This is a genomic window from Gemmata algarum (assembly GCF_034097035.1).
Classification (GTDB): Bacteria; Planctomycetota; Planctomycetia; order Gemmatales; family Gemmataceae; genus Gemmata; species Gemmata algarum.
On record NZ_JAXBLV010000224.1, the window covers coordinates 1 to 12180 of the forward strand.

At 67.6% G+C, this 12180-nt stretch carries 13 protein-coding genes; 8 read left to right on the forward strand and 5 right to left on the reverse strand.

Annotated elements, in window-relative coordinates; all coding sequences use genetic code 11:
* Positions 1 to 354 precede the first annotated feature (354 nt).
* Positions 355 to 1041: a 5'/3'-nucleotidase SurE gene (gene surE, locus R5W23_RS27645; RefSeq protein ID WP_320689156.1), complete on the forward strand. Its 687-nt coding sequence runs from the start codon at positions 355 to 357 to the stop codon at positions 1039 to 1041.
* 259 nt (positions 1042 to 1300) lie between these two features.
* Here surE and R5W23_RS27650 read toward each other — a convergent pair whose 3' ends face one another.
* From R5W23_RS27650 to R5W23_RS27660, 3 genes are all read right to left on the reverse strand, one after another.
* Positions 1301 to 2206, reverse strand: coding sequence for a response regulator (locus R5W23_RS27650; RefSeq protein ID WP_320689157.1), 906 nt, complete (start codon positions 2204 to 2206; stop codon positions 1301 to 1303).
* A 361-nt stretch (positions 2207 to 2567) separates the two neighbouring features.
* Positions 2568 to 3377 (reverse strand): class I SAM-dependent methyltransferase, encoded by an 810-nt coding sequence (locus R5W23_RS27655; protein ID WP_320689158.1) that lies wholly within the window; start codon positions 3375 to 3377, stop codon positions 2568 to 2570.
* A complete protein-coding gene (locus R5W23_RS27660; RefSeq protein ID WP_320689160.1) occupies positions 3374 to 4618 on the reverse strand; it encodes a class I SAM-dependent methyltransferase in 1245 nt (414 codons plus the stop codon). Before R5W23_RS27660 ends, R5W23_RS27655 begins: the two co-directional genes overlap by 4 nt.
* A 479-nt stretch (positions 4619 to 5097) precedes the next feature.
* On the opposite strand from R5W23_RS27660, the gene R5W23_RS27665 reads away from it, so the two are divergent.
* The 3 genes from R5W23_RS27665 (at position 5098) to hemH (ending at position 8034) form a co-directional block, all read left to right on the forward strand.
* On the forward strand, positions 5098 to 6462 hold the full coding sequence (locus R5W23_RS27665) for an RNA polymerase sigma factor (protein WP_320689161.1): 1365 nt from the start codon (positions 5098 to 5100) through the stop codon (positions 6460 to 6462).
* Between the two features lie 154 nt (positions 6463 to 6616).
* Positions 6617 to 6928, forward strand: coding sequence for a 4Fe-4S dicluster domain-containing protein (locus R5W23_RS27670; protein WP_261189124.1), 312 nt, complete (start codon positions 6617 to 6619; stop codon positions 6926 to 6928).
* 137 nt (positions 6929 to 7065) lie between these two features.
* A complete protein-coding gene (gene hemH / locus R5W23_RS27675) occupies positions 7066 to 8034 on the forward strand; it encodes a ferrochelatase (RefSeq protein WP_320689162.1) in 969 nt (322 codons plus the stop codon).
* 6 nt (positions 8035 to 8040) lie between these two features.
* On the opposite strand, the gene R5W23_RS27680 is transcribed toward hemH, so the two are convergent.
* Complete coding sequence (locus R5W23_RS27680; RefSeq protein WP_320689163.1) at positions 8041 to 8889, reverse strand: hypothetical protein; 849 nt, start codon at positions 8887 to 8889, stop codon at positions 8041 to 8043.
* A 64-nt stretch (positions 8890 to 8953) separates the two neighbouring features.
* Between R5W23_RS27680 and R5W23_RS27685 the strand changes: the two genes are divergently transcribed.
* Positions 8954 to 10135 (forward strand): acetyl-CoA C-acyltransferase, encoded by a 1182-nt coding sequence (locus R5W23_RS27685; RefSeq protein ID WP_320689164.1) that lies wholly within the window; start codon positions 8954 to 8956, stop codon positions 10133 to 10135.
* 1 nt (position 10136) lies between these two features.
* Here R5W23_RS27685 and R5W23_RS27690 read toward each other — a convergent pair whose 3' ends face one another.
* The gene (locus R5W23_RS27690; protein ID WP_320689165.1) at positions 10137 to 10448 is read right to left on the reverse strand and encodes a hypothetical protein; all 312 of its coding nucleotides are present in this window, start codon (positions 10446 to 10448) and stop codon (positions 10137 to 10139) included.
* Between the two features lie 12 nt (positions 10449 to 10460).
* Here R5W23_RS27690 and R5W23_RS27695 point away from each other — a divergent pair, with 12 nt between their 5' ends.
* From R5W23_RS27695 to R5W23_RS27705, 3 genes are all read left to right on the forward strand, one after another.
* Complete coding sequence (locus R5W23_RS27695) at positions 10461 to 11240, forward strand: DNA alkylation repair protein (RefSeq protein WP_320689166.1); 780 nt, start codon at positions 10461 to 10463, stop codon at positions 11238 to 11240.
* 3 nt (positions 11241 to 11243) lie between these two features.
* Positions 11244 to 11696, forward strand: coding sequence for a cyclic-phosphate processing receiver domain-containing protein (locus R5W23_RS27700; protein ID WP_320689167.1), 453 nt, complete (start codon positions 11244 to 11246; stop codon positions 11694 to 11696).
* Positions 11697 to 11855: 159 nt separating this feature from the next.
* Positions 11856 to 12149 carry a co-chaperone GroES gene (locus tag R5W23_RS27705; protein WP_010051742.1) on the forward strand — a complete coding sequence of 98 codons (294 nt, stop codon included), beginning with the start codon at positions 11856 to 11858 and terminating at the stop codon, positions 12147 to 12149.
* Positions 12150 to 12180 lie beyond the last annotated feature (31 nt).

The following is a 12180-nucleotide window of genomic DNA, read 5'->3' on the forward strand; positions in this document are numbered from 1 at the left end:
CCCCCCCGGGGGGGGGGGGGGGGGGGGGGGGTGGGGGGGGGGGGCCCCCCCCCCCCCCCCCCGCCCCCGCTTCCGTTGGCGTTGTTGCGCGTGCGGGCGAAGGGCACGACCCGAACGGCTTCCAGCCCGCTCGTCCGCACGGTCGCGCGGTGTCGCACCCAGCGAGGCCGGCGGGTGGAGCGCGTGCGGTTCAAAAGGGTGTCGCGCCCGGGACCATTGTGGCGGTCGGTGCGGACCGGTAGAAGAGTGTGGTACGGGCACGCGAGCGCACATGCTCCGCGCGCCGGTGAACGGCTACCGGCGGTCGAACACCGCAACGCGCTGAGTTACAACGGCCTCGCGAAACGGACGCTCATGAAATTGCTCCTGACTAACGACGACGGTATCGAGGCCGCAGGGCTGCACGCCCTGTTGGCCGCGGCGCGCGGGTTGGGCGAACCGGTCGTGGTCGCCCCGGCCGGACCACAATCGGGCGTCAGCCACGCCGTTACCACCGAGGGGCCGGTCCGCGTCGACGCGCGCGACGGCCGCTTTGCGGTCCACGGCACCCCGGCCGACTGCGCCCGGGTCGGGTTGCACCGGCTGTGCCCCGACGCCGGGTTGGTGCTGTCCGGCATCAACCACGGCGGCAACCTGGGGGCCGACGTGTACTACTCCGGCACCGTGGCGGCGGTTCGCGAGGCCGTCCTGCACGGGTGGACCGGCGTCGCGCTGTCGCACTACCGCAAGCGGGGAATGGAGTTCGACTGGCCGCGGGCAGCCCGTTGGGCGGCCCGCTGTTTGGCCGACCTGCTCGCCCGGCCGCGGGTGCCGGGTGCGTTCTACAACGTCAACCTGCCACACCTGCGGCCGGACCAGCCCGACCCGGAAATGGTGTTCTGCCCCCTCGACCCGCACCCGCTGCCGCTCAGCTACCGGCACGAAGACGATGGCGGGATGCGCTACGACGGCGATTATCACACCCGTCAACGAACGGCCGGGGCCGATGTCGATGTGTGTTTCGGCGGGCGAATCGCCGTCACGGTTATCAAACTGCTTTGACGCCCGGCCCCGGGCAGCGATTTCCGGACAACGACCAGCGCCGGGTCGGACGTGGGGGTCGCGCGTTTATCGTCCGTTCCGAACACGCGTACCCATCCGATCGGGCGCCGGCCGGACAACCGCGGCGCCCACACCAGAACGTAGCCCGCGCCGCACCCGGCCGCGACCGGACAATTTATCGGTAAAAAACCTGTAAACGCAACAAGACAATTACGCGAGCTGAGCGGACGCGGCGAACCGCGGGGAGCGCGTCAGGCCCTCACGCCGGCTGTTCCCGCCGTTTCACTAGCATCACCTGGTTGCCGGCCGAGTTGTACATCACCTCGTCGGCGAACGTGCGCATGAACAGCACCCCGCGCCCGGTGGCCCGTCCCAGGTACGACGTGTCGGTCGGTGCCGGGAGGGAGGACACGTCGAACCCGAGCCCCTGGTCCGTGATCACGTACGACGCCGACGTCGGGTTCAGGGTCGCGGTCAGCGCCACCTGCCGGTCCCGGTACGGCGACTGGTCCCGCCGCTCGGCCACGAGCCGCTCGAACGACCCGTCGCTGGCCGCGGCCGACACCGAGCCCACCTCCAGGTTGCCGTGGTACACGGCGTTCAGCAGCGCCTCCTTCAGTGCCGTCCCGACCCGGGTGGCGCCGGTCGCGTCGCACAGCCCGAACGCCACCAGTTCCTCGCGCAGCACCTGGACCAGCGGCGGGATCAGCGCGGGGTCGTTGTCCAGTACGTACCGGGACACGCGCTCGCGGAGCGCGCGGAGCGCGCCGACGCGCCCGTCGTCCAGTTGGGACGCGGTCAGCACCTGCCCGATCACGGTCACCAAGTCGAGCGGAATGTTCCGCTTGGGCACGTAACTGGCCGCCCCGAGTTGGAGGGCGGCCAGGGCAATTTCCTCGCTGCCGCTGCCGGTCATCAGCACCACAGGAACGCGCGGGTGCTCCCGGCGGATGTGCCCCACCAGCGCCAGCCCGTCCATCCGGGGCATCTGCATGTCGGTGAGCACGGCCGCCGGGGTGAACTGGGTGAGCGCCACCATCGCCTCGACCCCGTCCGCGGCCTGGACCACGCGCCACCCGCCCCCGGTCTCGAGCAGGCGCCGGGCGAGGAGCCGGTCCACCGCCGAGTCGTCGACCACCAGCACCGTCACCTCGTCGGTACTCATCCGCGCGCCTCCGCAGTTCCGGCGAGGCCCGGTCCGAGCCGCTCGGACGTGCCGCCCTCAGTTCATCAGCGTCCACCACCAGCCGGCCGAACGCCCTGGCAGCGCGGGCGGGTCGAGCGCCGCGGGCGCCGGCTCCGTAGCGCCGGTGAAGTGGGACGTGGTCCCCTTTCCGAGCGCCCGCTCAGCCCCGGGTACCGACTCTGATGAGAGCGTAGTTCGTGCGGAACAGGAATGTGCGAAAACGGCACTTGCGGGCAACGGCGTGCTATGCGCCCGGCCCTGAATTACGCCGCGGCGGTGACTATTCAAGCAGCGGCACGAGGGCCGGCGGTCGGGGCGATTGCGTTTTGCGCGGAAGGCGTCACGCCACCGCCGTGACTTGGTGCAGCCCCCAAACGGCGGGCAGGTCGCCGACCGGTAGCGCGCGGAGCGCCTTCTGTTGCTCGACGATCTCTTCGGGGGTAATGATGTTGAGGGCCGCGAACGTGTCGCGCACCTCGTCGTAAATCAGGGCCATGTTCTCCAGCACGCTTTCGTCCGTGGCGAACGGGTGCCACACGTGCTTCACCTCGCGGTAGCCGGATTCGTACATCGCGGGGGCCAGGGACGCCCCCACCGCCGGCGAGATGCGCCGGGCGGCGTACAGTTCGTTGATCGCACGCGCGAACGTCACGAGCGGGGCCAGTTCCGGGCGCTGCTGTTCGTCGCGCGCGAGTTGCGCGAGCGGGCGGCGGAAGTCGGGCTCCAGGAACCCGACCCGCGTGCCCGCGGGCAGCACGGCGCGCAGCCGCCCGACCAGGAACTCCGCCATCGGGACGTGGTGCAGCACCGCACGGCCCAGCACCACACCGGCGCCATCGAGCCAGGCGCCCGGCTTCGCCACGTCCGCCAGCGTCGGCCGGAAGCGGTCCGTATTCAGCGCGGCGGTCGCGTGCTCGAGCAGGTGCGGGGACGAGTCCACGCCGACCACCGCCCCGTCCGGCCCGAGCCGGTGCAGGATGCGGCGGGTGAACGCCCCCGGCCCGCACCCCAGCTCGACCACGCGGTCGTCGGGGCACACGTCGAGCGCGTCGAGCAGCGCCTCCGACGGCGCGGCGAAGTGCCGGTCCTGCAGTTCGAGGCGCCGGGCCGCCCGCTCCGACTGGCCCAGCACGTAATCGGTGGTGCTCATAAGGTGCTCGCCCTCACCAGTTGCTGGAACGGTTCGCCCAGCACCTTTTCGATGTACGGCGTGACGCGCCAGAACCGCTTCAGTTCGATGTACTCGGCCACGTGCTCCGCTTCCCCCGCGTGCGCGGCGGACGCGCCGCGCACGGCCCGGATCATGAGGTTGCGGGCCGTGTGCTCGGTGCTCACGAACTCCACCACGTCGGTGCGGTAGCCCGTGATGCGCAGCGCCAGCGCCCGGAACGCGTCGGTCACGAGGTCCGCGGCCCGCTGGGCCATGATGCCGTGTCGCAGCACCGGCCGGAGCACCTCCGCGGGACCGGTCGCGCTGATGACCTTGTTCAAATCGTGGTGGCAGCACGGCACCCCCAGGAAGAGCCGAGCGCCGCTGCGGACCGCTTGCGCGATGGCGTCGTCGGTCGCGGTGTCGCAGGCGTGCAGCGCGATCACGATGTCGGCCGGCACGTCCGCCGTGCCGATGCGCCGGCACTCGAACTCCAGGTTGCTCGCCCCGAGCCGCTCGGCGCGTTCCACGCTCTTGCGGATCACCTCCTCGTTCACGTCCACGCCGAGGATGCGCGCCGGCACCCCGAGCACGTCGTTCAAGTAGTGGTGCGCGGCGAGCGTCAGGTAGCTCGACCCGCACCCGCAGTCGAGGATGCGGAGTTCGCGGCCGAGGTCGGCCAGTTTGGCGTCCCCGAAGACGTGTTGGAGCTGTTTGAGGAACTCGTTGATCTGGGTGAACTTGGCCCGCATGGTGGGCTTCACGCGCCCGTCCGGGGTGGAAACGCCCATCACCTCGAGCAGAGCGTCGGCGCGCCCTTCGGGCAGCGGAACGTCCTTCACGCGGTTGTGTGCTTCGGGCTCCGACAGTTCGGTTGGGGATTTCGGCTTGTGCCGCCCGACATGGACCCGGCCCTTGCGGCTCGTGCGGACGTCCAGCTCTTCGGCGTTGGTGGTGATGTGAACGCCGGCGAACCCGTAGCCGACGAGCTCATCGAGCGGGGCGTCGAGTTCGTCGGGCGAGAAGTTCTTGGTGACGGCCTTTTTGGCGCCCTGGTACGCGAACTGGAAGTGCCGGTCCCCCCGCAGTTCCACGGGGCGGATGACGACGCGGACCCACTCGCACGAGTAACCGCGGGTGGCGCCCGCGAACGTGGCGCGCCGAAACCCGTCGCCCTTTACCGCGCCGCCGATCAGGGCCAGCATCTCTTCGCGATCGAGGTTCTTCTCCATACCTGCCATTTTACACGGCCCCGGGGAGGTGGCGCGCCCTGCGGAGCGCGGCCGGTGCGATCGTGACGGTCGAGGCGTCGCAGGTAACGAAAAATGCGAGCGGGCCTTGGCGGCGCGTGAGGCCGGCTTGAATAGTTCTGAGCCCAGTCCGAGCGTAGCACCGACCGGCACCACACGCGCGGCCAGCTTCCGTTTCAGAGCAGGCCCTCGTGCAAGTAACTCGCGCGCACAATTTTGCTTCGCGCTTCAGCCGGCACCGACGATACCGCCAGCAGACGAGGGTGGAAGCGCCCGAACGTCTCGGCGGGAACGTCGGTGCCGGCTGAAGCGCGAAGCCGAACTGCGGAAGGTCACAAACGCACGGTAGCGCCCCCGCGCAACAATTTTTCACTTTCCTGTATGAGCGGATCCTGCTCGGAGCTCAGTATCAGCGATGGCCGTCCGCCCACCACAACCGCCCGGCCAGTACCCGAGGACCGACACGCGTCATGTCGCGCCGACTCCTGTTCCGACTACTCACGTCCGCACCGCCCGCGGCCGACCCCGTCACGGACACCGACCTGCTGCGCCGGTTCGCCGCCACCGGTGACACGGCGGCGCTGGAACTGGTGGTCCGCCGGCACGCGGGGGCGGTATGGGCCGCGTGCCGGCGGGTGCTGCCTGGGGAAGCGGACGCCGAAGACGCGTTCCAGGCCACGTTCCTGGCGCTGATCCGCAACGCCAAGTCGATCCGCGCCCCGTCCGCGGGCGGGTGGCTGCACCGGGTCGCCGTGAACGCGGCGCTTAAACTCCGCGAGCGGTCGTCGCGGGTACCGACCGCCGAGCCGCAGTACCTCGACACCCTCCCGACGGCGGCCGGGCCGTCGGACGCCGGTCTGGCGGCGGCCGTCCACGAGGAGCTGGAGCGGCTGCCCGAGCGGGAGCGGCTGCCGCTCGTGCTGTGCGACCTGGAGGGGCTGTCGCACGCGGACGCCGCGCAGGCGCTGGGGTGGCCGGTGGGCACCGTGTCGGGCCGTCTGAGCCGGGCGCGGGCCAAACTCCGCGCCCGGTTCGAGCGGCGCGGGCTGGCGCCGTCGGCCGCGCTGCTGCCGGCGCTGGCCGCCCCGCCGCACCTGATCCCGCGGGCCCTGTCGCTGACCACGGGCGCGATCCCGCCTGTAATCGTTTCTCTTACCGAAGGAGCGCTGGCGATGCTGAAAACGAGCACCTGGACCTGGACAACGGTCGCCGTCGTGTGCGCAGGACTGGTCGGAACGGGCGCCGCAATCGCGCTGACGCAACCCGGCGCCAAACCGGTACCATCGCCGACTGCGGCTCCCCCGGCACCCGCCAAAGATAAACCACCGGAAGCGAAATGGATCGGCGATGCGCCGCCCAGCGCGTTCCCCGACCTCGTCGTGCCCGAACGGCCACTGGACGATCCGAACTTCCACGAGAAGTACAACGCGGCGTTCGAAAAACGTTGCCCGCGACTGACCGGACGAATCGTCGTGAAGGCCGAGGCCACCGACGGCACACTCCAAAAGCTCCTGAAGGCCCGGCTCCATCAGGGAGTTCGCGAGTACCAACTGTGGCAGGACGCGGTCCGGCAAGGGGGACCGAACCCTTCAGACACGACCCGCGATTGCGAACTGCTCGTCGACATCCATGCTGTCGTGATGGAACTGTGGGCGGGACAGCCAAAGGAATTTGTGCCCTGGCTTGAAGAGTTGCTAATTGCCTCGAAAGACTTTGAGCGGAATGCGCGGCTACGGGTTGAAGCCGGAGCGTTGCGTCCCAGGGAACTGACGATGGTTTTGCGATACCGGCTGAGGCTCGAAGCCGAACTGTGGAAGGCCAAAAACGCCAAATAGTACTGTGACGGGCGAGACGGCGTCTCAGGTAGCGAAAAACGCGAGGGGGCAGTGGCGGCGCGCCGATGTTACCGGTTAACTTGACGTTACGGCGGGGGACGGTATTACTCTCCCCAACCAGCGCGCCCACACGAAGACGGAGGTCGAGCCCGAGATGCCACACGTCGTTACCGCGAATTGCAACGACTGCAAGTACACCGACTGCTGCGTCGTCTGCCCGGTAGAGTGCTTCTACCAGGACGAGACGATGCTTTACATCGACCCCGAAGACTGCATCGACTGCGAGGCGTGCGTGCCCGAGTGCCCGGTCGAGGCGATCTACTCGGAGCCGAACGTTCCGTCCCAGTGGTCGAGCTTCATTCAGCTCAACGCCGAGCGGGCGAGCGCCCTCAAGTCCGCCGGGGGCGACGCGCACATCACCGAGAAGGCCCCGGCCAAAGAAGGCCCGGACTGCAAGAAGAAGTAACCGCGGTCCCTGGTCGTTGGTGCGGGTCCATCGTCAGCACCTTCGCGTCGCCTTGCCGGAATCCGGTACGAACCGGTTGGCGAACCGCGAAGAATGCGGACAACTGACTACGGACTAATGACTAAGGACGCACCCCGATGACCGGTCTTCTGCTCATCCAACTCGGCACCCCGGACGCGCCAACTTACCGGGGGCTGTTCCCGTACCTGCGACAGTTCCTTTCGGACCCGCGCGTCATCGAGGTGCCGCGGCCGATCTGGTTACCGCTCCTGTATTTGCGCATCCTGCCGTTCCGCTCCGGCGCCTCAGCCGCGAAGTACGCGCGCATCTGGGACCCCAAAACCGGCTCGCCGCTGCTGCACTACACCGTCGAGCAAACGAAACTGCTCCAGGAGCACTTTCCGAGCAACCCGGTGAAGTTCGGGATGATCGTCGGCAACCCGCCGCTCCGCAACACGATCCATGACATGATCGCCGGCGGCGTCGACAAGCTCATCGCGATGCCGATGTTCCCGCAGTACTCGGCCACGTCGTTCGCCAGCGCCACGGATTCCCTGTTCAAAGCCCTGACGAAAGTGCGACGGGTGCCGGCGGTGCGCGTGGTGCCGCCGTACTACAACCACCCGGGCTACCTCGACGCCATGGAGGCAACGATCCGCGACGACCTCGCCAAACTGGCGTGGGAGCCCGAGCACATCGTCATCAGCTTCCACGGCATCCCGCAAAAGTACGCGCAGCGTGGCGACCCATACGCCACGCACGTGGTGCGCACCACGCAGGCGATTGTGAAGCGGATGGGCTGGCCGCGGAGCTACTGGACGCAGACGTACCAGTCGCGGTTCGGGCGCAGCGAGTGGCTCAAGCCCTACACCGACGACGTGCTCGAGACCCTCGCGAAGAAGGGCACCAAGCGGGTGTACGTCGCACTGCCGGGGTTCACCGCGGACTGCCTGGAAACGATCGACGAGATCGGGACCGAGAGCCGCGAGGTGTTCGAGCACGCCGGCGGCGAGCACCTCAAGAACGGCACCTGTCTGAACGCCCACCCGAAGTGGATCGAGGGCATGGCGCGCATCCTGCGCGACGAGGGGCACGGCTGGCTGTAGGGCGGGTCACGCCGACCGGAACGTGACGTTCGGCTGCGGCGCTCCCGTTACACCCGTCACCTGTCGGAACACGATCGGGCGCGGGAGATCGGCATACATGGGGTATTCGCAATCCCAAGTCGCGTCGTTGCGGAACAAGAACTCGCGCTCCCACAGCGAGTAGACGATCGGTGACAAGTTGTCGAACCAGCCGCCGGGCACCGCGTCCGGCTCCGGTTCGTCGGGGTCGGCGGGATCGAACACCTGATCTTCTTTCCCGACGACCGGCGCCTGAAGTGTCCCGCCCTTCCAGATCGGCACGGTACCCTCGTCTTGCATCGGCACGTGCGCCCAACTTCCGAAGAACCCGCTCACCCGAACCGCCACCTGCGCACCGCCCCGGTGCCCCACGTCGATCGTCAGCCCCTGGTACTTGAACTGGATCTCGAGCAGGGCGTCATCGACCCAGAACCGCCGGTAGGACCGGTCGTCCGCTGTCACTTTCACACCACGCAGCAGCGGGCGGGCGGCGATGGCTTCCGAGCGCCCGGGGGCACGGTGCGCCCACATCGGCGGTTCGGAACCGCCCAGATCGGTGAGCCGGTGAACGAACACCTTCGGGCGAAAGCACGTGCGCGCCTCCCACACGCGCCCGGCCGCGTCGGCGACCCGGTGGGCGCAAGCGACGTTGTACCGGCCTTCCGCCACCCGTTTCGGATCACCGCCGTGGTCGAACTCGAACCGGTATCGCAGTTTCACCGCGCCGTCGCCGAACGTCAGCGCGCCGGACGGTTCGGTCGGGTACGTCACGGCCCCGTGGCTCCACAGTTCCGTTTCCACAAATTCGGGCGAAGCGAACGGCTCGCGTGTGCTCATCGCGTCTCCTTCGAGGGCGGCGTATGATGGAATAAACGACCACTCTCCCGGGCGGGACCTTCCAATGGACGCATTCATCCTCTCTGCGGCCCGCACGCCGATCGGCAAGTTCCTCGGCGGACTCGCGGACCTTCCGGCCCCGAAACTCGGCGCGGTCGCCATCGCGGAAGCCGTGAAGCGAGCCGGGGTGAAGCCCGAGCAGGTCGAAGACGTGGTCATGGGTAACGTCGTTCAAGCGGGCATAGGTCAAGCACCGGCGCGGCAGGCGGCGATCTTTGCGGGGCTTCCGGATACGATCCCGGCTCACACCACGAACATGGTTTGCGGGTCGGGACTGAAGGCGGTCATGCTGGCAGCGCAGAGCATCCGCGCCGGCGACGCGAACGTGGTGGTCGCCGGCGGAATGGAGAGCATGAGCCGCGCGCCGTTCCTGCTCCAAGGGGTCCGTCAGGGTTACAAGTACGGGAACCAGACCACCACGGACGCGCTCGTGAGCGACGGGCTCTGGTGCGCGTTCGAGAACTGGGCGATGGGCGAGGCGGCCGAGCACACCGCAACAACGTGTGCGGTGTCGCGTGCCGACCAGGACCGGTTCGCAGCGCAGAGCCACCAGCGCGCCGCGGCGGCGTGGGCGGCCGGTGCCTTCGCTGAAGAGGTGGTCGCAGTCGCGCCGCCGAGCGCGGGGCGCAAACCGGCAGATCCGATCGCGAAAGACGAGGGTATTCGCCCCGACACCACACCTGAAGGGCTAGGGAAACTGAAACCCGCGTTCCGGCCGGACGGCACCGTGACGGCCGGGAACGCGTCGCAGCTTTCCGACGGCGCGGCGGCGGTCGTGGTCGCGTCGGCGCGGTTCGTGGAGCAAACCGGCGCGAAGCCGCTCGCGCGGATCGTGAGTTACACGATGAGCGGGGTTCACCCGAAAGACATCTTCATCGCCCCGGTCACCGCCGTCCGGGGCGCGTGCGAAAAGGCCAAACTCGCGGTGTCGGACATCGAGCTGTTCGAGCTGAACGAGGCGTTCGCCGCGCAGATGTTGGCGTGCGGTAAGGGCCTCAACCTGGACGAAGCGAGGGTGAACGTTCACGGCGGCGCGGTGGCGCTGGGGCACCCCATCGGCGCGAGCGGCGCGCGGGTGCTGGTCACGTTGATCCACGCCCTGAAGCGACACAACAAGCGATACGGGCTCGCTTCGCTCTGTTTGGGTGGCGGAAATGCCGTCGCGATGGTCGTGGAACGGCTGTAAATCAAAGAAGCTTGGTCACAAAAAAGCACAAAGGGCACAAAAGGAAAGCGAAGACGAAGACAGAAGAGAATTGGCCGCAAAAAAGCACAAAGGGCACAAAAGGAAAGCGAAGACGAAGACCAGAGCAGTGCTTTTGAACGCGCTCTTCTATCTTTGCCTTTTGTTCTCTTTTGTGCCCTTTGTGCTTTTTTGCGGCCAACCTGCCTTCTGCCTTGGTTTTCTTTCGTGCCCTTTGTGCTTTTTTGTGGCCAACCTGCCTTCTGTATCCGTCTTTGGTTTTTTGTGCCATTTTGCGGCCAATCTTGTCTTCCATTGGAGGCCCAGGGTGAGTGAAGAGCGAAAGGGCGTGTCGCGGCGGGCTGACATTCCGTCCGAGTTGCTGGCACAACTCAACGCCGGGACTGCGGCGTCCGCGACGCTCGCCGAAGGGCTCGCGATCGACTTCGCGGCGCTGCTGGTTTCGGCAGTCCCGGATATGCCCGCAGAGTCGGTAGAACTGGTCCGCGGCATGGCCGATCAGGGGATCACGCGGCGCATGGACGCGGTGGGCGAACTCCTCCTTCAGCACCTCACGCTCGACGGGTTACCGTTGCTAACGGCTCACCCATCCGACACCGTTCGCGGGTGGGCGTGTTACGTCGTCGGCCGCGCGCCCAAGCTCAAACTGAACGCAAAACTGGAACTGATCCGCCCGCTCGCCGACGACCGGCACTTTGGGGTGCGGGAGTGGGCGTGGATGGCGATCCGGCCGCACCTCGCCAAGAACGTCGGGCACGCAGTCAAGGCTCTCACGCCGTGGGCCGAACACCCGTCGCCCAACGTGCGGCGGTTCGCGAGCGAAGCGACCCGGCCGCGCGGCGTGTGGTGCGCCCACATCGACGCGCTCAAGCAGAACCCGGAACTGGCGCTGCCGATTCTGGAACCGCTCAAGGCCGATCCGGCGAAGTACGTTCAGGACTCGGTCGGCAACTGGCTGAACGACGCCGCCAAGAGCCAACCCGTCTGGGTGAAAGAGTTGTGCCTCCGCTGGCAGCAGGAATCAGCGGCCGATACGACCGCAGCCGTCTGCAAACGGGCGCTGCGAAACGTGCGCGGGGGGAAATGACCAATGCCCATCGCCCTCATGCTCGAAGACGAAGCCGAGCGGCTGGTCCGCTTCCGCGCGGTCGCAGCCCGGCTCGGTTGTGAACTCGTGTGCTGGCCGAACGCACACCGCATGATCGCCGAAATGGGCGAACGGCTCGCAGAGGCCGCGTTCATTTCGCTCGACCACGATCTTGAACCGGAAGACGCAACCGACCCCGGCGACGGTCTCGATGTCGCCAAGCACCTCGCGGGACTCTCGCCAACGTGCCCGGTGATCGTTCACACCAGTAATAGCGCCCGCGGTGACAGCATGATGGGCGAGTTCGAACTCGCAGGCTGGAGACGCCACCGCGTGTTGCCGATCGGCGACGATTGGATTGAAGTTGATTGGGCGTGGCACGCGCGGAACCTCCTTCGACGTGCGAAGAGGGTGCGTCGAACCACTGACAAACCGTCAGCCCTGCCCGGCGATTGAGCCGCAATCCTGGCAGGATGAGCCACTCCGCCTCACACATCGTCTTCCATAAGTCACGTCCCAATCGCAACTTCAGACGAGTCAATCTCACAGGCACGCTTGTTGCATATTGGGCGCCATCATTCGGTCACCCCGTAAGTTTCAGTGTGAGGAATCGGAATGGGCCTGCAACCGATCGGCGACCGCATCGTCGTTCGCCGCGAAGCCGCCGAAGAGAAGACGGCCGGCGGCATCCTCCTGCCCGACAGCGCCAAGAACAAGCCCCAGCGCGGCGCGGTTGTCGCGGTCGGCCCGGGCAAGCTCAAGCCGGACGGCACCCGCGTCCCGATGCAGCTCAAGGTCGGCGACAAGGTGCTGTTCACCTCGTGGGCCGGGGACGAGTTCAAAGGCCCCAAGAACGACGGCGAAATTCTGCTCATGCACGAAGGCGACGTGATGTGCGTGATCGCGTGACCGCGGCACCGGCATAAGCACCGAACACCCA